This window comes from Pseudomonas sp. LBUM1656 (assembly GCF_059716065.1).
On sequence record NZ_CP166800.1, the window covers coordinates 888,219 to 914,456 of the forward strand.

24 protein-coding genes and 2 tRNA genes are annotated in these 26,238 nt (G+C 58.2%); 21 read left to right on the plus strand and 5 right to left on the minus strand.

Annotation, left to right across the window (positions count from 1 at the left end; genetic code table 11):
* Positions 1 to 121 precede the first annotated feature (121 nt).
* On the minus strand, positions 122 to 1,816 hold the full coding sequence (locus ACA072_RS03815) for a lactate permease LctP family transporter (protein WP_497623269.1): 1,695 nt from the start codon (positions 1,814 to 1,816) through the stop codon (positions 122 to 124).
* 262 nt (positions 1,817 to 2,078) lie between these two features.
* Here ACA072_RS03815 and ACA072_RS03820 point away from each other — a divergent pair, with 262 nt between their 5' ends.
* Positions 2,079 to 2,846, plus strand: a complete 768-nt coding sequence (locus ACA072_RS03820) for a GntR family transcriptional regulator (protein WP_497623271.1) — start codon at positions 2,079 to 2,081, stop codon at positions 2,844 to 2,846.
* 144 nt (positions 2,847 to 2,990) lie between these two features.
* On the opposite strand, the gene smpB is transcribed toward ACA072_RS03820, so the two are convergent.
* Positions 2,991 to 3,473, minus strand: coding sequence for an SsrA-binding protein SmpB (gene smpB, locus ACA072_RS03825; protein WP_131060797.1), 483 nt, complete (start codon positions 3,471 to 3,473; stop codon positions 2,991 to 2,993).
* A 118-nt stretch (positions 3,474 to 3,591) separates the two neighbouring features.
* Between smpB and ACA072_RS03830 the strand changes: the two genes are divergently transcribed.
* Genes ACA072_RS03830 through ACA072_RS03840 form a run of 3 tightly spaced genes read left to right on the plus strand, consistent with a single transcriptional unit; the run spans position 3,592 to position 5,744 of the window.
* On the plus strand, positions 3,592 to 4,995 hold the full coding sequence (locus ACA072_RS03830) for a sodium-dependent transporter (protein WP_497450097.1): 1,404 nt from the start codon (positions 3,592 to 3,594) through the stop codon (positions 4,993 to 4,995).
* Positions 4,996 to 5,002: 7 nt separating this feature from the next.
* On the plus strand, positions 5,003 to 5,437 hold the full coding sequence (locus ACA072_RS03835; protein WP_010463538.1) for a type II toxin-antitoxin system RatA family toxin: 435 nt from the start codon (positions 5,003 to 5,005) through the stop codon (positions 5,435 to 5,437).
* Entirely contained in the window at positions 5,430 to 5,744 is a 315-nt protein-coding gene (locus tag ACA072_RS03840; RefSeq protein ID WP_497623273.1) for an RnfH family protein, read from the plus strand. The genes ACA072_RS03835 and ACA072_RS03840 overlap by 8 nt, the downstream gene beginning before the upstream one ends.
* Positions 5,745 to 5,805: 61 nt before the next feature.
* On the opposite strand, the gene ACA072_RS03845 is transcribed toward ACA072_RS03840, so the two are convergent.
* Entirely contained in the window at positions 5,806 to 6,333 is a 528-nt protein-coding gene (locus ACA072_RS03845; RefSeq protein WP_109627901.1) for an outer membrane protein assembly factor BamE, read from the minus strand.
* A 97-nt stretch (positions 6,334 to 6,430) separates the two neighbouring features.
* Here ACA072_RS03845 and fur point away from each other — a divergent pair, with 97 nt between their 5' ends.
* Complete coding sequence (gene fur, locus ACA072_RS03850; protein WP_003197684.1) at positions 6,431 to 6,835, plus strand: ferric iron uptake transcriptional regulator; 405 nt, start codon at positions 6,431 to 6,433, stop codon at positions 6,833 to 6,835.
* 75 nt (positions 6,836 to 6,910) lie between these two features.
* Here fur and recN read toward each other — a convergent pair whose 3' ends face one another.
* A complete protein-coding gene (gene recN / locus ACA072_RS03855) occupies positions 6,911 to 8,584 on the minus strand; it encodes a DNA repair protein RecN (protein ID WP_497623274.1) in 1,674 nt (557 codons plus the stop codon).
* Positions 8,585 to 8,824: 240 nt separating this feature from the next.
* On the opposite strand from recN, the gene grpE reads away from it, so the two are divergent.
* The 8 genes from grpE (at position 8,825) to ACA072_RS03895 (ending at position 19,289) form a co-directional block, all read left to right on the plus strand.
* Positions 8,825 to 9,391, plus strand: a complete 567-nt coding sequence (gene grpE, locus ACA072_RS03860; protein WP_497623276.1) for a nucleotide exchange factor GrpE — start codon at positions 8,825 to 8,827, stop codon at positions 9,389 to 9,391.
* Positions 9,392 to 9,493: 102 nt separating this feature from the next.
* Positions 9,494 to 11,410, plus strand: a complete 1,917-nt coding sequence (gene dnaK / locus ACA072_RS03865) for a molecular chaperone DnaK (RefSeq protein WP_109627905.1) — start codon at positions 9,494 to 9,496, stop codon at positions 11,408 to 11,410.
* Between the two features lie 297 nt (positions 11,411 to 11,707).
* On the plus strand, positions 11,708 to 12,832 hold the full coding sequence (gene dnaJ / locus ACA072_RS03870; protein WP_109627906.1) for a molecular chaperone DnaJ: 1,125 nt from the start codon (positions 11,708 to 11,710) through the stop codon (positions 12,830 to 12,832).
* A 10-nt stretch (positions 12,833 to 12,842) separates the two neighbouring features.
* Positions 12,843 to 13,646 (plus strand): 4-hydroxy-tetrahydrodipicolinate reductase, encoded by an 804-nt coding sequence (dapB, locus tag ACA072_RS03875; protein ID WP_109627907.1) that lies wholly within the window; start codon positions 12,843 to 12,845, stop codon positions 13,644 to 13,646.
* 257 nt (positions 13,647 to 13,903) lie between these two features.
* Complete coding sequence (gene carA / locus ACA072_RS03880) at positions 13,904 to 15,040, plus strand: glutamine-hydrolyzing carbamoyl-phosphate synthase small subunit (protein ID WP_045060050.1); 1,137 nt, start codon at positions 13,904 to 13,906, stop codon at positions 15,038 to 15,040.
* A gap of 121 nt (positions 15,041 to 15,161) precedes the next feature.
* Positions 15,162 to 18,383, plus strand: a complete 3,222-nt coding sequence (gene carB / locus ACA072_RS03885) for a carbamoyl-phosphate synthase large subunit (protein ID WP_497623278.1) — start codon at positions 15,162 to 15,164, stop codon at positions 18,381 to 18,383.
* On the plus strand, positions 18,380 to 18,856 hold the full coding sequence (greA, locus tag ACA072_RS03890) for a transcription elongation factor GreA (protein WP_131060787.1): 477 nt from the start codon (positions 18,380 to 18,382) through the stop codon (positions 18,854 to 18,856). Before carB ends, greA begins: the two co-directional genes overlap by 4 nt.
* A 28-nt stretch (positions 18,857 to 18,884) precedes the next feature.
* A complete protein-coding gene (locus tag ACA072_RS03895; RefSeq protein WP_497623280.1) occupies positions 18,885 to 19,289 on the plus strand; it encodes an MFS transporter in 405 nt (134 codons plus the stop codon).
* Between the two features lie 9 nt (positions 19,290 to 19,298).
* Here ACA072_RS03895 and ACA072_RS03900 read toward each other — a convergent pair whose 3' ends face one another.
* Entirely contained in the window at positions 19,299 to 19,607 is a 309-nt protein-coding gene (locus ACA072_RS03900) for a YhbY family RNA-binding protein (protein WP_008057408.1), read from the minus strand.
* Positions 19,608 to 19,712: 105 nt separating this feature from the next.
* Here ACA072_RS03900 and rlmE point away from each other — a divergent pair, with 105 nt between their 5' ends.
* The 8 genes from rlmE (at position 19,713) to ACA072_RS03940 (ending at position 26,163) form a co-directional block, all read left to right on the plus strand.
* Complete coding sequence (rlmE, locus tag ACA072_RS03905) at positions 19,713 to 20,342, plus strand: 23S rRNA (uridine(2552)-2'-O)-methyltransferase RlmE (protein WP_008005470.1); 630 nt, start codon at positions 19,713 to 19,715, stop codon at positions 20,340 to 20,342.
* 202 nt (positions 20,343 to 20,544) lie between these two features.
* Positions 20,545 to 22,458, plus strand: a complete 1,914-nt coding sequence (gene ftsH, locus ACA072_RS03910) for an ATP-dependent zinc metalloprotease FtsH (RefSeq protein ID WP_109627910.1) — start codon at positions 20,545 to 20,547, stop codon at positions 22,456 to 22,458.
* 8 nt (positions 22,459 to 22,466) lie between these two features.
* Positions 22,467 to 23,318 carry a dihydropteroate synthase gene (folP, locus tag ACA072_RS03915; protein ID WP_497623282.1) on the plus strand — a complete coding sequence of 284 codons (852 nt, stop codon included), beginning with the start codon at positions 22,467 to 22,469 and terminating at the stop codon, positions 23,316 to 23,318.
* Between the two features lie 16 nt (positions 23,319 to 23,334).
* Entirely contained in the window at positions 23,335 to 24,672 is a 1,338-nt protein-coding gene (glmM, locus tag ACA072_RS03920) for a phosphoglucosamine mutase (RefSeq protein WP_497623283.1), read from the plus strand.
* A 66-nt stretch (positions 24,673 to 24,738) separates the two neighbouring features.
* Positions 24,739 to 25,494, plus strand: a complete 756-nt coding sequence (gene tpiA, locus ACA072_RS03925; RefSeq protein WP_497623285.1) for a triose-phosphate isomerase — start codon at positions 24,739 to 24,741, stop codon at positions 25,492 to 25,494.
* Positions 25,495 to 25,498: 4 nt separating this feature from the next.
* Entirely contained in the window at positions 25,499 to 25,882 is a 384-nt protein-coding gene (gene secG, locus ACA072_RS03930) for a preprotein translocase subunit SecG (RefSeq protein ID WP_010463489.1), read from the plus strand.
* 22 nt (positions 25,883 to 25,904) lie between these two features.
* Positions 25,905 to 25,990, plus strand: a tRNA-Leu gene (locus tag ACA072_RS03935).
* A 96-nt stretch (positions 25,991 to 26,086) separates the two neighbouring features.
* Positions 26,087 to 26,163 (plus strand) — tRNA-Met (locus ACA072_RS03940).
* Positions 26,164 to 26,238: the final 75 nt, after the last annotated feature.

Below are 26,238 nucleotides of genomic sequence, written 5' to 3' on the forward strand. Positions count from 1 at the left end.
CGTCCGCTGAGGCTGCTGAATATAAAGGGGGAAACTTTCAGCAGCCTTACAGACCGGGTTGTGAATAGCTGACGCCGGAATCGTGGTCCGGCGTCGGTTTTTGCGTTTTATCGTGTAGGACTTAGTGCACCAGCATGCCGGTGAGCCAATAGGCCTGGATGTAAGTAATCAGGCCGACGATCGTTGCGAAGAACAGGCTGTGCTTGAGGGTGAAGCGGAACAGGTCCGATTCCTTGCCCACCAGGCCGGTTGCGGCGCAGGCCACGGCGATCGATTGCGGCGAGATCATCTTGCCGGTCACGCCGCCGCTGGTGTTTGCCGCTACCAGCAGCACATCGCTGACGCCGATCTGGTGCGCGGTGGTCGCTTGCAACGAACTGAACAGCGCGTTGGAGGAGGTATCGGAACCGGTCAGGAACACGCCCAGCCAGCCAAGGAATGGCGAGAAGAACGGGAAGGCCGCGCCGGTGCCTGCCAATACCAGCGCCATGGTCGAAGACATGCCCGAGTAGTTGGTGACGAAGGCGAAGGCCAAGACCATGCCGATGGACAGAATCGGCCAGCGCAGCTCGTAGAAGGTCTCTTTCAAAGTGGTCAGACCAATTTTGAAATTGATCTTCAACACCAGCATCGAGATCAGCGCGGAGAAGAAAATCGCCGTGCCGGTCGCGGAAATCGGATCGAGCTTGAACACCGCCGGGATGGCGGTCGGAGCAGTCACGATCGGAGCGACCTTGATCACCATATGATCAAGGTGCGGGATGGCGAAGTTGAACACCCAGCTGTACATCGAACCGCCGGCGGCGAACATGGCCTTGAACGGTTTCAGGGTCCAGATGGTGACCAGCACGGTGAGAATCAGGAACGGCGACCAGGCTTTGATGATTTCGAACAGGCTGTAAGGGGACGCCACGCTGGTGCGCGGCTGGCCGAAACCACCGGCGCTGGCGGTCACCACTGAGGCCGATACGGCACCAGCGATGTGTTGGCCGGCGGCGCGTTTCGGCTGCCAGACTTTCAGGAACAGCGTCAGGGAGATCAGGCTGGCCAGGGCCGAGGTGATGTCCGGCAACTCTGGGCCGATGAAGTTCGACGTGAAGTATTGGGTGATGGCAAAGCTCAAACCGGCCACCAGCGCTGCCGGCCAGGTCTCACGAACGCCGCGCAGGCCGTCCATCATGAACACCAGCCAGAACGGCACGAACAGTGACAGCAGCGGCAGTTGCCGACCGGTCATGGCGCCGATCTTGAACGCATCGATGCCAGTCACTTGCCCGGCCACGATGATCGGAATGCCCAAGGCGCCGAAGGCCACTGGCGCGGTGTTGGCGATCAGGCAAAGGCCCGCGGCGTACAGCGGGTTGAAGCCGAGTCCTACCAGCAATGCGGCGGTAATCGCTACCGGCGCACCGAAACCGGCGGCTCCTTCCAGGAACGCACCGAAGCAGAAGCCGATCAGCAGAACCTGCAAACGCTGGTCGTCGGTGATCGACAACACCGAGCTGCGGATCACTTCGAACTGACCACTCTTGACCGTCAGTTTGTAGAGGAACACGGCGGCGACGATGATCCACGCAATCGGCCAAAGACCATAGGCGAAGCCATAGCCGGCGGCGGCGAAGGCCATGTCGACTGGCATCTGGAAAGCGAAGATTGCGACGGCGATGGACAACGCCAGCGTGATGCTGCCGGCCACGTGTCCTTTGAGGCGGAACACCGCCAGCGCCAGGAAGAAAAACACGATGGGGATAACGGCGGCGAGCGCGGAGAAGCCAAGGCTGCCGAGCGGGGTATAGAGCTGTTGCCAGGTTTGCATATGGGGTGGCCCCTAATTGTTGTTGGTCAGGCACTGGTCAGCGTTCTTGGATAATTGGTAATACCAATTTACAATCGCTGTTGGCTAGGGTAAAAGCGTTGTAGGCGGCGTGTCAATTTGTCGCCCTAAAACTTTTGTCGAATAAGCGCTGTTGCGCATGCTTGATCCGCTTTAACAAATGCCGTCTGGTAGGTGCTGGCACAGCGCCGATAGGCCAGAATAGAGAGCCCGGCGAGCCGCCGGGACCGTGGAGAATTGAGTTATGGGGTTTGATCAGATTCGTCAGCGCCGTTTGTCTGACGATATTGTCGAGCAGCTCGAGGGCATGATCCTCGAAGGCACGTTGAAGTCTGGCGAACGCTTGCCGGCCGAGCGCGCGTTGGCCGAGCAGTTCGGCGTGTCACGCCCTTCGTTGCGCGAGGCAATCCAGAAACTGGCGGCCAAGGGCTTGCTGGTCAGTCGCCAGGGCGGTGGCAATTATGTGGTGGAGTCGCTGGGTTCAACCTTCAGCGATCCGCTGCTGCATCTGCTGGAAAGCAACCCCGAAGCCCAGCGCGATCTGCTGGAATTTCGCCATACGCTGGAAGCCTCCTGTGCCTATTACGCGGCATTGCGCGCCACGGATGTCGATCGCGAGCGATTGACGGCAGCCTTCAATGAGTTACAGGACTGCTATACGCGTCACGATGAAGTGAGCCGGGTGGAAGAGGGCGCGGCGGATGCGAAATTTCACCTGGCGATTGCCGAAGCCAGTCACAACGCCGTGTTGCTGCACACCATTCGTGGGCTGTTCGATCTGCTCAAACGCAACGTGGTGACCAACATTGGCGGCATGTACAAGCAGCGCACGGAAACCCGCGACATGCTGATTACGCAGCACCGGGAGTTGTACATGGCGATTATCGAGGGAAGGGCCGAGCAGGCGCGGGAAGTGTCCAGCCGACACATCCTGTATGTGCAGGAAGTGCTGGAAGAGGTGCGTCAGGAAGTGCAGCGCGTGGCCCGGGCGGAGCGGCGCAAGGGGATGTAGCCAGATGGTTTATCGGCGAATGTGCGATTGCATTCGCGAGCAAGCCCGCTCCCACAGGGATTTCCGGTTGGACGCAAAAATATCGGCGTCCACGGACCTTGTGGGAGCGGGCTTGCTCGCGAAAGCGCAATCAAGGCGAACGAATTACTCTTCCTTGCCCTTGTTGCGCACCGCACGCTGCAACTCGCGACCGGCATCGCGTTCGCGCTCGGTATCACGCTTGTCGTATTCCTTCTTGCCTTTGCCCAGAGCGATCTCGCACTTGACCATGTGCTTGCTCCAGTACCAGGACAGGCACACGCAGGCGTAGCCTTTTTGCTGCACGGCGGCGGCGAGTTTTTCCAGCTCGCGGCGGTTGAGCAGCAATTTCCGGGTGCGGGTCGGATCAGCAATGACGTGAGTGCTGGCGGTCATCAGTGGCGTAATGTGGCTGCCGAGCAACCAGGCTTCGCCATCCTTGAGCAGCACGTAACTGTCAACCAGTTGCAGCTTGCTTGCCCGCAGACTTTTTACTTCCCAGCCGGCCAGGACCAGACCAGCCTCGAACCGATGTTCGATGAAGTAATCGTGTCGCGCCTTTTTATTTTGCGCGATGGTCCCTGTAGGGTGTTTCTTCTGTTTAGCCATAGGGGCGGCATTATAGGGAGTTGCAAGCAAGTCGGCTACGGTATCGCTACGTGCTTGAGCAGGTTGATTGAATCCCGGACAATGCGCCCTCTTTTTTGAACGCTTGGGCGTGATAACGATGTCGACAGACAAGGTTTCTGTCCACGGCAGTTGGGCTAGCCGCTGGGTCTTCATACTCGCCGCGACCGGTTCGGCCGTGGGCCTGGGTAGTATCTGGAAATTCCCGTACATGGTCGGCGTCTACGGCGGCGGCGCCTTCGTGCTGATGTTCCTGGCCTGTATCGCGCTGATCGGTGTGCCGGTCATGCTGGCTGAAACCCTGATTGGCCGCCGCGCGCGGCAGAGCCCGGCCAACGCCTTGAAGGTGCTGGCGGTGGAGGCGGGGCATTCGGGCAAGTGGTCCTGGGGTGCATTCGCCGGGATGATCACGGCGTTGCTGATCCTGTCTTTCTACAGCGTGGTTGGCGGCTGGTCGCTGGATTACATCATCGACATGGGCCGCGGCGACTTCCAGGGGGCGACGCCTGATCAGGTCGGCGCGTACTTTGGCAATGTGATCGCCGATCCGTGGCGTCTGACACTTTGGCACACGATTTTCATGCTGCTGTCTGCCGTCGTCATCGCCAAAGGCGTGGTTGCCGGGCTGGAACGCAGCCTGCGGATCATGATGCCGCTGCTCTTCGTGATGATTCTGGTGCTGCTGGGTTACAGCATGACCACCGGGCATTTCATGGAAGGTGTGCATTTCATGTTCGACTTCCACCCGGAAAAAGTCCTCGACGGCTTGTTGCCAGCCATGGGGCACGCGTTTTTTTCCCTGAGCGTGGGTGTTGGTTCGATCATGATTTACGGTGCGTACATGCCGAAGCATTCGTCGATCTCTGGCACGGTGGTCGGCGTGGCGCTGCTCGACACCTTCGTTTCGCTGGTAGCCGGTCTGGCATTGTTTCCGATTGTGTTCGCCGCAGGCTTGAACCCGAGCGAAGGCCCGGGCCTGATGTTTGTCAGCTTGCCGTTTGCCTTCGGTAACGTAGCGTTCGGCCAGTTGATGGGCGTAGTGTTCTTCGTACTGGTCGCGGTGGCTGCCTGGAGTTCGGCGATTTCCCTGCTTGAACCGATGGTGGCTTACCTGGTCGAGCGCACGAAAGTCAGTCGCGCCTGGGTAACCTTCTGGCTGGCGTTTATCTGCTGGTTTGTCGGTCTGGGTACGGTGTTTTCCTTCAATATCTGGAAGGAAGCCAAATTTTTCGTGAACGAAGGCGGGCTTTTCCATCTCTATCAATGGGGTGCGGCCGGTGGTCTGGACTTCTTTGGCGTAATCGACTTCTTCACGTCGCGGATCATGTTGCCACTCGGTGGTTTGTGTTTCGTGGTGTTTGCAGGCTGGGTGATGGGGCGTGAAGCGGTACGCGACGAGTTGTCGATCCGCAACCCCGCGTGGTTCGCCCTGTCCTTATTCTTGATGCGCTATGTGGCGCCCATCGGCATTCTCGTAGTGTTTGCCGCACAGCTGTGGAAGTGACGCTGACATGACGACGCACATTCAACGTTCGGCTCTGCTGCCATACCCGGCGCAAGCGCTTTATGACCTGGTCAATGATGTGGCGCGTTACCCGGAGTTTCTGCCGTGGTGTTCGACTGCCGAAGTGCTGGAAAGCACGCCCGAGCACATGCGTGCCAGCGTCGGTGTGGCCAAGGGTGGATTGAGTCAGCATTTCGTCACCAGAAACACGTTAGTGCCCGGCCATTCGATCGAGATGAACCTCGAGGAAGGTCCTTTCACCCAGTTGCACGGCATTTGGGTGTTCAAGCCGTTGGGCGAAAAGGCCTGCAAGATCAGTCTGGACCTGTCGTTCGATTACGCCGGGCCGATTGTCCGCGCGACCTTGGGGCCGTTGTTCAATCAAGCTGCGAATACGCTGGTGGACGCGTTTTGCCAGCGCGCCAAACAAATGCATGGTTGAGTCGATGGTTGACGTCGAGGTGGTGTACGCCGCAGTTGATCGTCAAGTGCTGCTCTCGGTGGCGGTACCGGCAGGCACGACCGTGCGCGCGGCTTTGCTGAAGTCGGGCGTCGGCGAAGCCTTTTCGGAGCTGAATCTGGCCGATTGCCCAGTGGGGATCTTCGGTAAAGTGATCACTGATGCGGACAGTCGTCCTGTCCAGGCGGGGGATCGTATCGAGATTTACCGGCCATTGCTGGCAGATCCGAAAGAGGTGCGTCGGCTGCGTGCCGCCAAGGCTGCTGAGGCTAAAGCCCGGAATCAGTAAGCAGCCCAAACGCAAGGCAATAAAAAACCCGGACATGCCGGGTTTTTTATTGCGTCGCACATTATTGCGGCGAAGTATCCAACGGTTCTGGCGTCGGGACCGGAACGGTTTCTACACCGTCTACGTCCTTCTGGATCTGGTCCAGCAACGAACCTGGCTTGACCGGTTTTTCCGGTTTCGGCTTCTCGGCATTTTCTGCTGGTGCAGTGACTGTCGTGCCACTGTCCTTGCCGAGAATGGCTTCGTCGCGGCTCACGCCTGGCATGAAATCACCAGAGAGGCTGACAAGTTGGTCATTTGGGTTGAAGATAACGCTAATGCGTTCCTGTTGGCGTTCACCGCCACCCGGTTGCAGGCTGTACAGATAATCCCAGCGATCGGCATGGAACGTGTCGGTCAGCAGGGGATTGCCCATGATAAACCGTACTTGCTTACGGGTCATTCCCGGGCGTAACTGGTTTATCATGTCCTGCGTGACGACATTGCCCTGCTGGATGTCGATTTTGTAAACCCCGGGGAATGAACAACCGGCGAGTGCGAGCAGTCCCACAAAGGTGAAACTGGTTAGCAAGAGCTTGGTGTTTTGCATCGGTGGGCGACTTCCACTATCTTGGCTGGGACAACGTAAACGCCGATCATACCCGCATTAAGAGAAGCTGCGAAGCAGCATCGCGAGAAAGCTGACCATGGTTGAAAATAGCGAACTACGCAAAGCCGGCCTCAAAGTGACCCTTCCACGGGTCAAAATTCTGCAAATGCTCGATTCCGCCGAGCAACGCCACATGAGTGCCGAGGATGTTTACAAGGCGCTGATGGAGGCTGGTGAGGACGTCGGTCTGGCCACGGTTTACCGTGTACTGACTCAGTTCGAGGCAGCTGGCCTTGTGGTGCGGCACAACTTCGACGGAGGCCATGCGGTCTTCGAGCTGGATGACGGCAAGCATCACGACCATATGGTCAACGTCGAAACCAGCGAAGTGATCGAATTCTTCGACGAAGAAATCGAGCGCCTGCAGAAAGCCATCGTCGATAAGTACGGCTTCGAGATGGTTGATCACAATCTGGTGCTGTACGTACGCAAGAAAAAGTAAGCATGTCGCGCGAATTTCACATTCGCGAAACGAGCGAAGGCGACCCCCGGGTCGCCTTCGTGCTGTCTACCGTTCTTAAATTTTGGCGGTGACGACCATTTTTTTCGCGTGAGCCAGGGACTCCTTGGTCAGATCGATGCCGCCGAGCATCCGCGCCACTTCTTCGACGCGATCATTCTTGCTCAGCTTGGAAACAGCCGTGTGGGTCGCCTCTTCGCCACGCACCTTGTGCACGAATAGATGTTGATGGCCCTGAGCGGCCACTTGCGGCAAGTGAGTCACCGTCAGCACCTGCCCGCGCTCCCCGAGCCGACGCAGCAACTGGCCCACGATCTCGGCAGTCGGGCCACCGATGCCCACGTCCACTTCATCGAACACCAGCGTCGGTACGCGCGAGGTCTGCGCGGTAATCACCTGAATAGCCAGACTGATCCGTGACAGCTCACCGCCCGAGGCCACTTTGGCCAGCGCTTTCAGTGGCTGACCGGGGTTGGCGCTCACCAGCAGCTCCACCTGCTCAAGTCCATTAGGCAGCAGTTCATCGCTGCTGTTTGGGCGTAACTCGATGGTGAAGCGCCCGCCGGGCATGCCCAGTCGCTGGATTTCCTGCTCCACGGCGCTGGCCAGGCTGTTCGAGGCTTGATGACGCAAATCACTCAGCTCCCGTGCCTTCTCCTGATAATGACGGGCATAAGAAGCCAGCTCATCGCTCAGTCGCTCGATGGACTCGTCGTTGGCGTTCAGGGTTTCGATTTCATCCAGCAAGCGCTGCTGCATCTCCGCGACCTCCGTCGGCTGGATGCGGTGTTTGCGCGCCATCGTGTAGATCGCATCCAGGCGTTCTTCCAGGTACTGAAGGCGCGCCGGATCGGCGTCGAAGTTGTCGAGGAAGCGGTTCAGTTCGCCCACGGCCTCTTCAACCTGTATCTGTGCACTGGTCAACAGGCTGCTGGCTTCACCCAGCGCGCCGATCGAGTTATTGACGCTCGAAAGACGGTTGAGGCTGGCGGTCAGCGCGTTCAGGACATTCCCGGAATCACTCTCGCTGCATTGCTCAACCACTTGCCGGCAGATGCCCAGCAGGGTTTCGGCGTTGGTGAGGTTCTTGTGTTCCTGCTCCAGTTGCTCCAGCTCGTTTTCGCCGAGGCCGAGGTTTTCCAGCTCTTCGAGTTGATAGCTGAGCAACTGATGGCGAGCGCGCTGCTCATCGCCGGAGTTGGAGAGGCGCTCCACCTCTTGACGAGTCTGGCGCCAGCGTTGGGCGGCCAGTTGCACCTGGCGGGCAAGGTCGGTGGCACCGGCGTATTCGTCGAGCAGGCGGCGGTGAGTGTCGGTCTTCAGCAGGGATTGGTGTTCGTGCTGGCTGTGGATATCAATCAGCAGTTCACCGAGGGCCTTGAGGTCGCCGAGCGGGCAGGGTGTGCCGTTGATATAGCCGCGCGAGCGTCCTTCCGCGGTGATTACCCGCCGCAGGATGCATGGGCCATCGCTCTCCAGGTCGCGCTCCGCCAGCCAGGCGCTGGCTTCCGGGATGTCGATCAGGTCGAAAGTCGCAAGAATATCGGCCTTGTCGGCGCCGGGGCGGACGACGCCACTGTCGGCGCGATCGCCCAGGGTCAGGCCGAGGGCGTCGAGCATGATCGACTTGCCGGCGCCGGTTTCACCGGTTATCACGCTCATCCCGCGATCGAGCTCGAGATCGAGATGTTCAACGATGGCGTAGTTATGTACGGACAGGTGCACCAGCATAAAGGCCGCTCCCAGGCTTTAGGTCTGGTTATTTATACAGTGTTTTATTTGCGGCTGACAATGCCCTCGCTTAGCTCGATTTGCTCGGTCTGACGAAATGCTTAGTCCATCGAGCAATCGCAATGCAGCGTTTTTTGTAGGGTTAATCGTAAGCCACCCCTTGAAGCTGATTTTTGCGGCCCCATATACCGGGACAGAAGCGCGAGTTGAGCTCGCGGACGTTATTGAAAGGAGAATTCTATGGCTGACGAACAGACAGTGGATACGCAAAATCTAGACGCCGATCAGGCTGCCCAGAATTCGGGTGATGAACTGGCGGCTCGTGTACAAGTGCTCGAAGAGCAATTGGCTGGCGCTCATGATCAGGCTTTGCGTGTAGCAGCTGATCTGCAGAACGTCCGCCGTCGCGCCGAGCAGGATGTAGAAAAAGCGCACAAATTCGCCCTGGAAAAATTTGCTGGTGATTTGTTGCCGATCATCGACAGCCTGGAGCGTGGTCTGGAGTTGTCCAACCCGGATGACGAAAGCATCCGCCCAATGCGCGAAGGCATCGAGCTGACCCTGAAAATGTTCCAGGACACCCTGAAACGTTATCAGCTGGAAGCCATCGATCCGCATGGCGAACCGTTCAACGCTGTTCTTCATCAGGCGATGGCCATGCAGGAAAGCGCCGACGTTGAGCCGAACAGCGTGCTCAAGGTGTTCCAGAAGGGCTACCAGCTCAATGGACGCCTGCTGCGCCCGGCCATGGTCGTGGTCAGCAAGGCTGTGGCGCCAGTTTCGCCCTCGATTGACGAGCAGGCTTGAAATTGGCCGCAAGGCCCCCATTTATAAGTCAAGCGTTTAAGTGCTACCGCAGTTAGCCACCACTGCTGCGGCAACCAAATCCAAAGTTTCGGGAGAGTTAACATGGGCAAAATTATCGGTATCGACCTGGGGACTACCAACTCCTGCGTCTCCGTGATGGAAAACGGCAAAGCCAAAGTTATTGAAAACGCTGAAGGCGCGCGCACCACGCCGTCGATCATCGCTTACGCCAACGATGGCGAAATCCTGGTTGGCCAGTCGGCCAAGCGTCAGGCTGTGACCAATCCGCATAACACCCTGTACGCGGTGAAGCGTCTGATCGGTCGTAAGTTCGACGAAGAAGTCGTACAGAAAGACATCAAGATGGTGCCTTACAAAATCGCCAAGGCTGACAACGGCGACGCATGGGTAGAAGTGAACGGCCAGAAAATGTCGCCGCCACAGATCTCGGCTGAAATTCTGAAGAAAATGAAGAAGACCGCCGAAGACTACCTCGGCGAGCCAGTGACTGAAGCGGTGATTACCGTTCCGGCCTACTTCAACGACAGCCAGCGTCAAGCCACCAAAGACGCCGGCCGTATTGCGGGTCTGGACGTAAAACGCATCATCAACGAACCTACTGCAGCCGCTCTGGCTTACGGTATGGACAAGGCGAAGGGCGATCACACCGTGATCGTTTACGACTTGGGCGGCGGTACTTTCGACGTTTCCGTGATCGAAATCGCTGAAGTCGATGGCGAGCACCAGTTCGAAGTATTGGCCACCAACGGTGACACGTTCCTGGGCGGTGAAGACTTTGACATCCGTCTGATCGACTACCTCGTCGACGAATTCAAGAAAGAAAGCGGCATGAACCTTAAAGGTGATCCGCTGGCCATGCAGCGCCTGAAAGAAGCCGCTGAAAAAGCCAAAATCGAACTGTCCTCGAGCATGTCGACCGACGTGAACCTGCCGTACATCACTGCAGACGCCACCGGTCCCAAGCACTTGAACGTGAAAATCTCCCGCGCCAAGCTCGAAGCGCTGGTAGAAGACCTGGTTCAGCGCACCATCGAACCTTGCCGCATCGCTCTGAAAGACTCCGGCATCGACGTTGGCGCGATCAACGACGTGATCCTGGTCGGCGGTCAGACCCGTATGCCACTGGTTCAGAAGCTGGTGACCGAGTTCTTCGGTAAAGAAGCTCGTAAAGACGTGAACCCGGACGAAGCTGTTGCCATGGGTGCTGCCATCCAGGGCGCCGTATTGGCCGGTGACGTGAAAGACGTTTTGCTGCTCGACGTCAGCCCGCTGACCCTGGGTATCGAAACCATGGGTGGCGTGATGACCGCGCTGATCGAGAAAAACACCACGATTCCTACCAAGAAATCGCAAGTGTTCTCGACTGCCGATGACAACCAAGGCGCCGTGACCATTCACGTGCTGCAAGGTGAGCGTAAGCAAGCGGCTCAGAACAAGTCCCTGGGCAAGTTCGACCTGGCCGAGATTCCACCAGCACCGCGTGGCGTGCCACAAATTGAAGTGACCTTCGACATCGACGCCAACGGCATCCTGCACGTAGGCGCCAAAGACAAGGCCACCGGCAAGACTCAGTCGATCGTGATCAAGGCCAACTCCGGTCTGTCCGAGGAAGAGATTCAGCAGATGATTCGCGATGCTGAAGCCAACGCCGAGGAAGACAGCAAGTTCGCAGAGCTGGCAGCGGCCCGTAACCAGGGTGATGCGCTGGTTCACTCGACGCGCAAAATGGTCGCTGATGCTGGCGATAAAGTGACTGCTGAAGAGAAGACTGCAATCGAAGCCGCTGTTGTTGCCCTGGAAGCCGCTGTCAAAGGCGACGACAAGGCTGCCATCGAAGCCAAGGTTGAAGAGCTGTCGAAAGTCTCCGCTCCAGTGGCGCAGAAGATGTACGCCGAACAGGCCCAGCCTGCTGAAGGCGCGGCACCGCAGGACGACAAGGCTGAAAAGGCTGATGACGTTGTCGATGCCGAGTTCGAAGAAGTCAAAGACCACAAGTAAGTTGTTGGTCGCCCGGTTGACTGCCTTCAGGCGGTGACTGGTAGGATGTCGCCGCGCGGGAGCTTGCTCCCGCGTTGGCGTGTCTGGAGTTAGCGAATTTTTACAGCATGCGACAACGCTCGGGTGCTGATGGTATGGCCGGGAATGCTCCTGCTTCTCGAGCCGAAAGTACCGCATTGAATCAAAGACCAGGATCGTTGAATTGACGTGAGTTGGGTCCGGGCCTGTATTGGGGCTCAACGAGTTTGGCGAGGCTCAGGAGAGGTTTGCTGAACGTCCTTAAGAGTGCAAAGACTTATGGCAAAGCGTGACTATTACGAAGTATTGGGTGTTGAGCGTGGCTCAAGCGAAGCGGACCTGAAAAAGGCCTACCGTCGCCTGGCGATGAAGCACCACCCGGACCGTAATCCTGACGACAAAGCGTCGGAAGAGATGTTCAAGGAGGCCAACGAGGCCTACGAAGTGCTGTCCGATTCCAGCAAGCGCGCGGCATACGACCAGTACGGTCATGCCGGCGTCGACCCGAGCATGGGTGGCGGCGGTGCTGGCTTTGGCGGTCAGAACTTCTCCGACATCTTTGGTGATGTCTTCAGTGACTTCTTCGGTGGCGGTCGCGGCGGTTCCCGTGGCGGCGCTCAGCGCGGCAGCGACTTGCGTTACACCCTTGAGCTGAACCTGGAAGAAGCGGTACGCGGCACGACCGTGAATATCCGCGTTCCGACACTGGTCAACTGCAAGCCGTGTGACGGCTCGGGCGCCAAGAAAGGCTCCTCGCCGGTCACCTGTCCGACGTGCGGCGGTATCGGTCAAGTGCGCATGCAGCAAGGCTTCTTCTCGGTGCAGCAGACCTGCCCGCGCTGCCATGGCCAAGGCAAGATCATTTCCGACCCGTGCAACTCCTGCAACGGCGAAGGCCGTGTCGAAGAGTACAAAACCCTCTCGGTGAAAGTGCCGGCCGGTGTTGATACCGGTGATCGCATTCGTCTGTCCGGCGAAGGTGAGGCGGGTGCGCAGGGCGGTCCGACGGGCGACCTGTACGTGGTGATCAATGTGCGCGAACACGCGATCTTCCAGCGTGACGGCAAGCATTTGTTCTGCGAAGTGCCCATCAGCTTTGTTGATGCGGCGCTGGGCGGCGAGCTGGAGATTCCGACCCTTGATGGTCGAGTCAAACTGAAAATCCCTGAAGGGACTCAGACCGGCAAGCAGTTCCGTGTTCGCGGCAAGGGCGTCGCGCCTGTGCGTGGCGGCGGTGCCGGTGACTTGATGTGCCGTGTGGCGGTCGAAACCCCGGTCAATCTGGGTCGTCGTCAGCGCGAATTGCTGGAAGAGTTCCGCAGTTCGCTGGCGGACGACAACAGCCATTCGCCGAAAACCACCGGTTGGTTCGAAGGCGTAAAGCGCTTCTTCGGCGATTTGTAAGGAGACAGGCATGCGACGTATTGCAGTGATGGGCGCCGCCGGGCGCATGGGCAAAACCCTGATCGAAGCCGTGCAGCAACAGCCGGGCGCAGGTCTGACGGCGGCCATTGATCGTCCGGACAGCTCGCTGGTCGGTGCGGATGCCGGCGAACTGGCTGCGCTGGGTCGTATCGGTGTGCCACTGTCGGGTGATCTGGATCGGGTGGTCGACGAGTTCGACGTGCTGATCGACTTCACGCATCCGACGGTAACCCTGAAAAACCTCGCGTTCTGCCGCAAGCATCACAAGGCGATGATCATCGGCACCACCGGTTTCAGTGTTGAAGAGAAGCAGTTGCTGGCGGAAGCGGGCAAGGACATTCCGATTGTCTTTGCGGCTAACTTCAGTGTCGGCGTCAACCTGTGCCTGAAGCTGCTCGACACCGCTGCTCGCGTGTTGGGTGATGATGTCGATATCGAAATCACTGAAGCCCACCATCGGCATAAAGTCGATGCGCCGTCCGGTACTGCCGTGCGCATGGGTGAAGTGATTGCCGATGCGCTGGGGCGTGATCTGAAGAAGGTGGCGGTTTACGGTCGTGAAGGCCAGACCGGCGCACGCGCTCGCGAAACCATCGGCTTCGCCACTGTGCGTGCCGGCGACATCGTCGGTGATCACACTGTGCTGTTCGCCGCCGATGGTGAGCGTGTCGAAATCACGCACAAAGCGTCCAGTCGCATGACCTTCGCCAAAGGTGCCGTAAGGGCAGCTTTGTGGCTGGACGGTCGCGAGCCTGGTCTTTATGACATGCAAGACGTACTTGACCTGCGTTAAGAGTGCCTGAAATCGGGTTCAAACACAGCGTTTGAGCCCGGTTTTACTCCGCCAAGCGACGTCCTGTCGCATTCTCCGGCCTTTAAGGCTCATTGGCGGTAGACCAAAAATGCCTTTTTCTGTAAGCTACAGCTTTAGTGTGTTCACTAAAAGCGCGCAGAATAATTCAGTGAATGAGCGGGGTGACGTGTCCATACGTCACTCCGCTTTTTTACACCTGCGATCGCCCTTTCAGGCTTTATTTACGGGAGGTCTTCTTGACTAAGCCAGCCATACTCGCCCTTGCTGATGGCAGCATTTTTCGCGGCGAAGCAATTGGAGCCGACGGTCAGACCGTTGGTGAGGTGGTGTTCAACACCGCCATGACCGGCTATCAGGAAATCCTTACCGATCCTTCCTACGCCCAACAGATCGTTACCCTGACTTACCCGCACATCGGCAATACCGGCACCACGCCGGAAGACGCCGAGTCCGACCGCGTATGGTCCGCTGGCCTGGTCATCCGTGACCTGCCGCTGGTTGCGAGCAACTGGCGTAACACGATGTCCCTGTCCGATTACCTGAAAGCCAACAATGTTGTGGCCATCGCCGGTATCGACACTCGCCGCCTGACGCGCATCCTGCGTGAGAAAGGCGCACAGAACGGCTGCATCATGGCCGGTGACAACATCTCCGAAGAAGCCGCCATCGCCGCAGCCCAGGGTTTCCCAGGCCTCAAAGGCATGGACCTGGCGAAAGTCGTCAGCACCAAAGAGCAGTACGAATGGCGCTCGACGGTCTGGGACCTGAAAACCGACAGCCACGCGACCATCGACGCTTCCGAGCTGCCGTACCACGTGGTGGCCTACGACTACGGCGTCAAGCTGAACATTCTGCGCATGCTGGTCGAGCGCGGTTGCCGCGTGACCGTGGTGCCGGCGCAAACGCCAGCCGCCGATGTTCTGGCGATGAAGCCGGACGGCGTGTTCCTGTCCAACGGTCCTGGTGATCCGGAGCCTTGCGACTACGCGATCCAGGCGATCAAGGACGTGCTGGAAACCGAGATTCCGGTATTCGGCATCTGCCTCGGTCACCAGCTGCTGGCCCTGGCCTCCGGCGCCAAGACCCTGAAAATGGGTCATGGCCACCACGGTGCCAACCACCCGGTCCAGGACCTGGACAGCGGTGTGGTGATGATCACCAGCCAGAACCACGGTTTTGCGGTAGACGAAGCGACCCTGCCAGCCAACGTTCGCGCGATTCACAAATCGCTGTTCGATGGCACCCTGCAAGGCATCGAGCGTACCGACAAGAGCGCCTTCAGCTTCCAGGGTCATCCGGAAGCCAGCCCTGGCCCGAACGACGTAGCGCCATTGTTCGATCGCTTCATCAACGAAATGGCCAAGCGACGCTAATCGCTCGCCTTGATGTTGCATAGCTTGAGGGGCGGACCCGAACACCGGCGGCCCCTCTCAAGGCTTCACAGATTGAACAAGACGGCTTGCCGACTGACCTGCGGATTTGAGTGACAAACCCATGCCAAAACGTACAGACATAAAAAGCATCCTGATTCTCGGCGCTGGCCCGATCGTGATCGGCCAGGCCTGCGAATTCGACTACTCCGGCGCCCAGGCCTGCAAAGCCCTGCGCGAGGAGGGTTACCGCGTCATCCTGGTGAACTCCAACCCGGCGACCATCATGACCGACCCGGACATGGCCGACGCCACCTACATCGAGCCGATCAAGTGGCAGACCGTTGCCAAGATCATCGAGAAAGAGCGTCCGGACGCGCTGCTGCCGACCATGGGTGGCCAGACCGCCCTGAACTGCGCACTGGACCTGGAGCGCGAAGGCGTTCTGGAGAAGTTCGGCGTAGAGATGATCGGCGCCAACGCTGACACCATCGACAAAGCCGAAGACCGCTCGCGTTTCGACAAGGCGATGAAATCCATCGGCCTGGACTGCCCGCGTTCGGGTATCGCCCACAGCATGGAAGAGGCCAACGCGGTCCTCGAAAAGCTCGGCTTCCCGTGCATCATCCGTCCGTCTTTCACCATGGGCGGCACCGGTGGCGGTATCGCTTACAATCGTGAAGAGTTCGAAGAAATCTGCGCCCGCGGCCTGGACCTGTCGCCGACCAAAGAACTGCTGATCGACGAATCCCTGATCGGCTGGAAAGAGTACGAGATGGAGGTTGTCCGCGATAAGAAGGACAACTGCATCATCGTCTGCTCCATCGAAAACTTTGACCCGATGGGCGTGCACACCGGTGACTCGATCACCGTTGCTCCGGCACAGACCCTGACGGACAAGGAATACCAGATCATGCGTAACGCCTCGTTGGCGGTACTGCGTGAGATCGGCGTGGAAACCGGCGGTTCCAACGTTCAGTTTGGCATCTGCCCGGACACTGGCCGTATGGTCGTGATCGAGATGAACCCGCGTGTATCCCGCTCTTCGGCGCTGGCCTCGAAAGCCACTGGTTTCCCGATTGCGCGTATCGCTGCCAAGCTGGCGATCGGCTACACCCTGGACGAACTGCAGAACGAAATCACCGGCGGCGCTACCCCTGCGTCTTTCGAGCCGTCGATCGACTACGTCGTCACCAAGTTGCCACGCTTCGCCTTCGAGAAATTCCCGAAAGCCGACGCCCGCCTGACCACTCAAATGAAGTCGGTCGGTGAAGTCATGGCCATTGGCCGGACTTTCCAGGAATCCCTGCAGAAAGCCCTGCGCGGTCTGGAAGTAGGCGTTTGCGGTCTGGACGAGAAGCTCGACCTGAGCAACCCGGAAAGCATGAGCGTGCTCAAGCGCGAACTGACTGTGCCGGGCGCCGAGCGTATCTGGTACGTGGCTGACGCCTTCCGCGCCGGCCTGTCGGTCGAAGACATCTTCGGCATGAACATGATCGACCCGTGGTTCCTGGTGCAGATCGAAGATCTGATCAAGGAAGAAGAGAAGGTCAAGACCCTGGGTCTGGCCAGCATCGACCGCGACTTGATGTACAAGCTCAAGCGCAAAGGCTTCTCCGACATGCGTCTGGCCAAGCTGCTGGGCGTGACCGAGAAGGCTCTGCGTCGCCACCGTCACAAGCTCGAGATCTTCCCGGTCTACAAGCGCGTTGACACCTGCGCGGCCGAGTTCGCCACCGACACCGCCTACATGTACTCGACTTACGAGGAAGAGTGCGAAGCAGCGCCGTCGGGCCGCGACAAGATCATGATCCTCGGCGGCGGTCCTAACCGTATCGGCCAGGGCATCGAGTTCGACTACTGCTGCGTACACGCGGCATTGGCTCTGCGCGAAGATGGCTACGAGACCATCATGGTCAACTGCAACCCGGAAACCGTTTCCACCGATTACGACACCTCCGATCGCCTTTACTTCGAACCAGTGACCCTGGAAGACGTACTGGAGATCTGCCGAGTCGAGAAGCCAAAAGGCGTGATCGTCCAGTACGGCGGCCAGACCCCGCTGAAACTGGCCCGTGCCCTCGAAGAAGCCGGCGTGCCGATCATCGGCACCAGCCCTGACGCCATCGACCGTGCCGAAGACCGTGAGCGCTTCCAGCAAATGGTTGAGCGCCTGAACCTGCGTCAACCACCAAACGCCACCGTGCGCAGCGAAGACGAAGCGATTCGTGCAGCCAGCAAGATCGGTTACCCGCTGGTGGTTCGTCCGTCCTACGTACTGGGCGGCCGCGCGATGGAAATCGTCTACGAAGAAGAAGAGCTCAAGCGCTACCTGCGTGACGCGGTGAAAGTGTCCAACGACAGCCCGGTGCTGCTCGACCACTTCCTCAACTGCGCCATCGAAATGGACGTGGATGCGGTCTGCGACGGCACCGACGTGGTGATCGGCGCGATCATGCAGCACATCGAGCAGGCCGGCGTTCACTCCGGTGACTCCGCATGCTCCCTGCCGCCGTACTCGCTGCCGGCGCATATCCAGGACGAGATGCGCGAACAGGTCAAGAAAATGGCCCTGGAGCTGGGCGTTGTTGGTCTGATGAACGTTCAGTTGGCGCTGCAAGGCGAAGACATCTACGTCATCGAAGTCAACCCGCGCGCTTCCCGTACCGTACCGTTCGTGTCCAAGTGCATCGGTGTTTCCCTGGCAATGATCGCGGCTCGCGTCATGGCCGGTAAAACCCTGAAAGAAATCGGCTTCACCAAAGAAATCATTCCGAACTTCTACAGCGTGAAAGAGGCGGTGTTCCCATTCGCCAAGTTCCCTGGCGTGGACCCGATCCTGGGCCCGGAGATGAAGTCCACCGGTGAAGTGATGGGTGTGGGTGACACCTTCGGCGAAGCGTTCGCCAAGGCCCAGATGGGCGCCAGCGAAGTGCTGCCGACCGGCGGTACTGCGTTCATCAGCGTGCGTGACGACGACAAGCCACTGGTTGCAGGCGTGGCCCGTGATCTGATCAACTTGGGTTTCGAAGTGGTTGCCACTGCCGGTACTGCCAAGCTGATCGAAGCCGCAGGCCTGAAAGTGCGTCGTGTGAACAAGGTGACCGAGGGTCGTCCGCACGTGGTCGACATGATCAAGAATGACGAAGTCACCCTGATCATCAACACCACCGAAGGTCGTCAGTCGATCGCCGACTCGTACTCCATTCGTCGTAATGCCTTGCAGCACAAGATCTACTGCACCACCACCATTGCTGCTGGCGAAGCCATCTGCGAAGCGCTGAAGTTCGGTCCCGAGAAGACCGTGCGCCGCTTGCAGGATCTACACGCAGGATTGAAGGCATGATCAAGTACCCAATGACCGTCCAGGGCGCGAAAGCCCTGGAAGAAGAACATGCTCACCTGACGAAGGTCGTCCGTCCGAAGCTCAGCCAGGACATCGGGACGGCCCGCGAGTTGGGTGACTTGAAGGAAAACGCCGAATACCACGCTGCTCGCGAGCAGCAAGGGATGGTCGAGGCGCGGATTCGTGACATCGAGGGCCGGATTCAGAATCAGGTCATCATCGACGTCACGTCCATTCCTCATACCGGCAAAGTGATTTTCGGCACTACCGTTGAAATCGCCAACGTCGAGACTGATGAAAGCGTCACTTACCACATCGTGGGTGAGGATGAGGCTGACTTCAAACTCGGCAAGATTTCGGTGGGTTCGCCACTGGCTCGCGCCTTGATTGCCAAGGAAGAGGGTGACGTGGTTGCCGTGAAGACGCCGAGTGGCGTAATCGAGTACGAGATTGTCGAAGTCCGCCACATCTGAAAGAAGGCGCCCGCTCCGTGCGGGCGCCATGCTTTGGCAGCTGACTCAGATGTTATGGGTTGGCGGTCTGTGGCTGTTGCACATCGGTCTGCTGCCGGTGCTGGGCCAGATAGGTCTGGCGCCGCTGCTGATCGACGAAATTGCAGGCGAGCTGAATGCGCTGGTGGTGGGTTTCGCCACAGCGTGTGTGATTTTTCAGGCTTTGGTGCTGATTCAGGCCGAGGGCCTTGCCAGTCTATGGCGCGATATTCGTGGGCAAATGCTGCTGATGGCGCTGTATGCGTGTGCGATGTTTTTCGCGGTGCGCGTCGGTTGGCCGGATGCGGTGCGCTGGCAGGTGTTCAGCTTTCTTGTTCTGGGCTTTTCCGGGCTGGTGCTGGTGTTGCAACCGGTACCGGGATGGAGTGGCAGGGTGCGCGAAGCACACCCTTGACCCTTGCCATCACTTGAAGCGATGAACGTTCGACAGCTGCTTGTTGACGCTGAAGTTCTTGCGGTAAATCAGTGCCATCTTGCCGATGACCTGAACCAGGTCCGCTTTGCCGACCTTGCACAGTTCTGCAATGTTCGCCAGGCGCGACTCGCGATCGAGGATGTTGAGCTTGATTTTAATCAGCTCGTGATCCGCCAAAGCGCGTTCAAGTTCGGCTAACACACCTTCAGTCAAACCGTTGTCAGCCACGATCAAAACCGGTTTCAGATGGTGGCCAATGGATTTGTACTGTTTCTTCTGCTCTTGAGTGAGCGGCATAATCTGACCCCTGCGTCTGATCTTGTAAAAAGCGGCGGCCAGTTTACCCGAGCGAGTCCGGGACCGCCCAGTTAATCACGACCCGTTTTATTTTCGAGGTGGCCCGTGGCCCGTTCCAAGACAAGCCTTAAATGGCTGCAAAGACATGTCAATGATCCCTATGTGAAGCAGGCGCAGAAGGATGGTTACCGCTCGCGTGCGAGTTACAAGCTTCTGGAGGTCCAGGAAAAATACAAGCTGATCCGTCCGGGTATGAGCGTTGTCGACTTGGGGGCGGCACCCGGCGGCTGGTCGCAGGTCACTAGTCGGCTGATCGGTGGTCAGGGGCGTCTGATCGCCTCGGACATCCTGGAAATGGACAGCATTCCGGACGTGACTTTCATTCAGGGTGACTTCACCCAGGACGAAGTGCTCGCTCAGATCCTTGAAGCCGTGGGTAATTCGCAGGTGGACCTTGTGATTTCCGATATGGCCCCCAATATGAGTGGTACGCCTGAGGTGGACATGCCGAAAGCCATGTTTCTGTGTGAGCTGGCTCTTGATCTGGCGGCTCGGATACTCAAACCAGGCGGTAATTTCGTGATCAAGGTGTTTCAGGGCGAAGGGTTTGATGCTTACGTGAAGGACGCCCGTCAGAAATTCGACAAGGTCCAGATGATCAAGCCGGACTCCTCCCGTGGCAGTTCCCGCGAGCAATACATGCTGGCTTGGGGCTACCGCGGCCGTAGTGAGTGAATCGAGGTTTTTTTGCGGGTCGATAGGATTTTCGTATTTCGCCCTGTGGGAAATAGCGAATATTGTGTAGAAAGTGTTTCACAAAGGGTTACAGACGGCGCCTGCCAGAGTCGTAGGTAATGTAGTAAGTTAGGCCGGTGAATATCATGCGAAGCGCGCGCCATTAGCGGAGCTTGCTTCAGAGGGTAGTTAATTGAACGATATGGCAAAGAATCTGATCCTGTGGTTGATCATCGCGGCTGTCCTGGTGACAGTGATGAACAACTTCTCCAGCCCTAACGAGCCGCAGACCCTCAACTATTCCGACTTCATCCAGCAGGTCAAGGATGGCAAGGTCGAGCGCGTAGCAGTTGACGGCTATGTGATTACCGGCAAACGCAACGATGGCGACAGCTTCAAGACCATTCGTCCTGCAATCCAGGACAACGGTCTGATCGGCGACCTTGTGGATAACCACGTTGTGGTTGAAGGCAAGCAGCCTGAGCAGCAAAGCATCTGGACTCAACTCCTGGTCGCAAGCTTCCCGATCCTCGTGATCATCGCCGTGTTCATGTTCTTCATGCGGCAGATGCAGGGTGGTGCAGGTGGTAAGGGCGGGCCGATGAGCTTCGGCAAGAGCAAGGCACGCCTGCTCTCCGAAGATCAGGTGAAAACCACCTTGGGTGACGTTGCCGGTTGCGACGAAGCCAAGGAAGAGGTCGGTGAGCTGGTCGAGTTCCTTCGTGATCCGGGCAAATTCCAGCGCCTGGGCGGCCGCATTCCACGCGGCGTGCTGATGGTGGGGCCTCCGGGTACCGGTAAAACCTTGCTGGCCAAGGCGATTGCCGGCGAAGCCAAAGTGCCGTTCTTCACCATTTCCGGTTCCGATTTCGTCGAGATGTTCGTCGGTGTCGGTGCCAGCCGTGTTCGTGACATGTTCGAGCAGGCCAAGAAGCACGCGCCATGCATCATCTTCATCGATGAAATTGACGCCGTCGGTCGCCACCGTGGCGCCGGCATGGGTGGTGGTCACGACGAACGCGAGCAGACGCTCAACCAATTGCTGGTTGAGATGGACGGCTTTGAAATGAATGACGGCATCATCGTCATCGCCGCAACCAACCGTCCAGACGTACTGGACCCTGCGTTGCTGCGTCCGGGCCGTTTCGACCGTCAGGTCGTGGTCGGGCTGCCGGACATTCGTGGTCGTGAACAGATTCTCAAGGTTCACATGCGCAAAGTGCCAATGGGTGACGACGTCGCTCCTGCGGTCATCGCACGTGGTACGCCTGGCTTCTCCGGTGCCGATTTGGCTAACCTGGTGAACGAGGCTTCGTTGTTCGCTGCCCGTACCGGCAAGCGCATCGTCGAAATGAAAGAATTCGAGCTGGCCAAAGACAAGATCATGATGGGTGCCGAGCGCAAATCCATGGTCATGTCCGAGAAAGAGAAGCAGAACACCGCTTATCACGAAGCAGGTCACGCCATCGTCGGTCGTGTCGTGCCAGAGCATGATCCGGTCTACAAGGTTTCGATCATCCCGCGCGGTCGTGCGCTGGGTGTGACCATGTTCCTGCCGGAAGAAGATCGCTACAGCCTGTCCAAGCGTGCACTGATCAGCCAGATTTGCTCGCTGTACGGTGGCCGTATTGCTGAAGAAATGACCCTGGGCTTCGACGGTGTGACCACTGGAGCCTCCAACGACATCATGCGTGCCAGCCAGATTGCGCGGAACATGGTGACCAAGTGGGGGCTGTCCGAAAAACTCGGTCCGTTGATGTATGCCGAAGAAGAGGGCGAAGTGTTCCTCGGTCGCGGCGGTGGTGGTCAGGGTGCAAGCTTCTCCGGTGAGACAGCCAAGCTGATCGACTCCGAGGTACGCAGCATCATTGACCAGTGCTACGGCACGGCCAAGCAGATCCTCACGGACAACCGCGACAAGCTCGACGCCATGGCCGATGCCTTGATGAAATACGAAACGATCGATGCCGATCAGATCGATGACATCATGGCCGGTCGTACGCCTCGCGAACCACGCGACTGGTCGGGTGGCGGTACCGGTACTTCCGGTACACCTCCGGTGGTGCAGGATGAGCGTCCGGAAACACCGATTGGCGGTCCGGCTGCTGACGTATAAGGCTTGAAATGACTTCTGTTCAGTCCTCGACCCGGTTGCCTTGCGGCAACCGGGTTCTTGATTTGGCCCAGGCGCATGTCATGGGCATTCTCAATGTCACTCCCGATTCCTTTTCTGATGGCGGCCGATACAGCCAGCTCGATGCGGCCCTGCGCCACGCCGAGTCGATGGTTGCGGCGGGCGCCACGCTGATCGATGTCGGTGGCGAATCGACACGTCCTGGCGCAAGGGCGGTTTCGCCACTTGAAGAACTGGAGCGTGTAGCGCCTATCGTTGAGCGCATCAGTCGCGAGCTGGATGTAATTATTTCGGTCGATACCTCCACTCCAGCGGTCATGCGCGAAACCGCACGACTGGGGGCGGGATTGATCAATGATGTGCGTTCGCTGCGTCGAGACGGCGCCCTGGATGCGGCAGCTGCCACCGGATTGCCGGTGTGTCTGATGCATATGCTCGGAGAGCCGGGCGACATGCAGGACAATCCGCACTACGGGGACGTGACCAGGGAGGTCGGCGAGTTTCTCGCCGAGCGCATGGCTCAATGTGCGCTGGTGGGAATTCCGGCCGAGCGGATTATTCTTGATCCAGGCTTTGGGTTCGCGAAAACCTTGCAGCACAATCTAAGCTTGTTCAAGCATATGGAAGACCTGCATGCCTTGGGGCGGCCCCTGTTGGTCGGGGTTTCGCGAAAGAGCATGATAGGCCAGGCCTTGAGTCGCCCGGTTGGAGAGCGCCTGTTTGGCGGTCTGGCACTCGCGGCGCTGGCTTCGGCCAAGGGGGCGCGTATATTGCGCGTCCATGATGTCGCCGAAACAGTGGACGTGGTGCGGATGATCGCCGCAGTGGAATCAGCCGAATAAGAATTATGGAGCACTTATGAGCAAAAAATACTTTGGCACCGACGGTATTCGTGGTCGGGTCGGCGAATACCCGATTACTCCTGATTTCATGCTCAAGCTTGGTTGGGCGGCAGGCATGGCGTTCCGCAAAATGGGCGCCTGCAAGGTGCTGGTCGGCAAGGACACCCGGATCTCCGGTTACATGTTTGAGTCCGCGCTCGAGGCTGGGCTGACGTCGGCAGGTGCTGACGTGATGCTATTGGGCCCGATGCCGACGCCGGCGATCGCCTACCTGACACGCACCTTCCATGCTGAAGCCGGTATTGTGATCAGTGCCTCGCACAATCCTCACGACGACAACGGCATCAAGTTCTTCTCCGGAAAGGGCACAAAGCTGCCGGACGAAGTCGAACTGATGATCGAAGAGTTGCTCGACACCCCGATGACCGTGGTTGAATCGAGCAAGATCGGCAAAGTGTCGCGCATCAACGACGCCTCTGGCCGCTATATCGAATTCTGCAAGAGCAGCGTACCGACCGGTACCAACTTCTCTGGGTTGAAGATCGTGATCGACTGCGCTCACGGCGCGACCTACAAGGTTGCACCCAGCGTATTTCGCGAGCTGGGTGCCGAAGTCGTTGTGCTTTCCGCACAGCCTGATGGCCTGAACATCAATGACAATTGCGGTTCGACCCATATGGGTCCATTGCAGGCCGCCGTACTGGCCGAGCACGCCGATCTGGGTATTGCCTTTGACGGCGACGGTGATCGCGTCTTGATGGTCGACCACACTGGCGCCATTGTTGATGGTGACGAGTTGCTGTACATCATTGCCCGCGACTTGCATGAGCGCGACAAGCTGCAAGGCGGTGTGGTTGGTACGTTGATGAGTAACCTGGGGTTGGAATTGGCCCTGGCGGATCTGTCGATTCCTTTCGTGCGTGCCAACGTCGGTGACCGTTATGTGATCGCTGACCTGCTGGAGCGCAACTGGTTGGTAGGCGGTGAGAACTCGGGTCATATCGTCTGCTTCAACCACACCACCACAGGTGATGCGATCATCGCTGCATTGCAGGTACTGATGGCGCTGAAAACTCGCTCGGAAGGTCTGGCTCAAGCCCGTCAGGCGCTGCGCAAGTGCCCTCAGGTACTGATTAATGTCCGGTTCGGCGGCGGGGCGAGTCCGCTCGACCATCCGGCAGTCAAGGAGGCCAGTGCCCGTGTCACCGAGGCTATGGCCGGTCGTGGGCGCGTGCTGTTGCGCAAGTCCGGGACAGAGCCGCTGGTGCGGGTGATGGTCGAAGGCGAGGACGAAACACAGGTTCGCGGCTACGCCGAAGAGCTGGCAAAACTGGTTACTGAAGTTTCTGCCTGAATTCGGCTTGCCAGCCATGATTGTGTTGGGTAACATCTGCGCCCACTTTGACCGACGAGGTACAGCATGCGTCGCCCTATGGTAGCTGGTAACTGGAAGATGCACGGTACCCGCGCCAGCGTCGCTGAGCTGATCAATGGCCTGCGTGATATGGCCTTGCCGAGCGGTGTTGATGTGGCGGTATTCCCGCCTTGCTTGTATATCAATCAAGTGATTGGTGGCTTGGAAGGCAAGTCGATTTTGATCGGCGCGCAGAATTCTGCGGTGGAATCCATGCAAGGCGCATTGACCGGTGAAGTTGCGCCGAGTCAGTTGGTGGATGCAGGTTGTTCCCTGGTTCTTGTCGGGCACTCCGAACGCCGCCAGATTATGGGCGAGCAGGACGGTATGCTGATTCGCAAGTTCGCAGCGGCACAGGCATGTGGCTTGATTCCGGTGTTGTGCATAGGGGAAACCCTTGAGCAGCGCGAAGCCGGTAAAACTCTTGAGGTTGTCGGGCGTCAGCTAGGCAGTATCATAGAGGAGCTGGGTATCGATGCCTTTGCAAATGCAGTAATTGCTTACGAGCCGGTCTGGGCCATTGGTACCGGGCTGACTGCTTCGCCGCAACAGGCGCAGGATGTGCATGCAGCCATTCGCGCTCAGTTGGCGGCAGAGAATTCTGAAGTCGCGCAAGGTGTGCGGCTTCTATACGGCGGCAGCGTGAAGGCGGCCAATGCGGTCGAACTGTTCGGCATGCCGGATATCGATGGGGGGCTCATTGGTGGAGCTTCCCTGAATGCAGATGAGTTCGGTGCGATCTGTCGCGCCGCGGGAAACTGAAAAAATGCTGGAAACAGTCGTAGTCGTTTTTCATCTGCTGGGTGCATTGGGCGTAGTTGCTCTGGTATTGCTGCAGCAGGGTAAAGGTGCGGATGCTGGCGCGTCTTTCGGAGCAGGTGCTTCAAATACTGTGTTCGGAAGCCAAGGTTCCTCTACCTTTCTTAGTAAGTTTACTGCTATACTTGCCGCCGGTTTCTTCATAACCAGCTTGGGGTTAGGTTACTTTGCTAAAGAGAAAGCTCAACAGCTGACTCAAGTAGGTTTGCCAAACCCGGCAGTGTTGGAAGTTCCAAAGCAACAACCGGCTTCTGATGATGTACCGGTGCTTCAAGAGCAAAAGTCGGCTACTCCAGCGACTGACGTGCCTCCAGCTCAAGAGCAAAAGTAAGAAGGGTTTCAAACGTAGTATTGCCGAGGTGGTGGAATTGGTAGACACGCAACCTTGAGGTGGTTGTGCCCATAGGGTGTAGGGGTTCGAGTCCCCTTCTCGGTACCAATTATCAGGAGAGCCCGCTGTTGCGGGCTTTCTTGTAGGTGGAAGGTTACATTGACCCTGTCAGGGATCGGTCGTATACTTCCGCCCCAGCTTTGTCGCGGGGTGGAGCAGTCTGGTAGCTCGTCGGGCTCATAACCCGAAGGTCGTCGGTTCAAATCCGGCCCCCGCAACCAGTTTAAGGAGCCCCTTTTAAGGGGCTTTTTGTTAGCTGGACACTTTCTACGCCGCTGTTCGACGGCGTTTCAAGG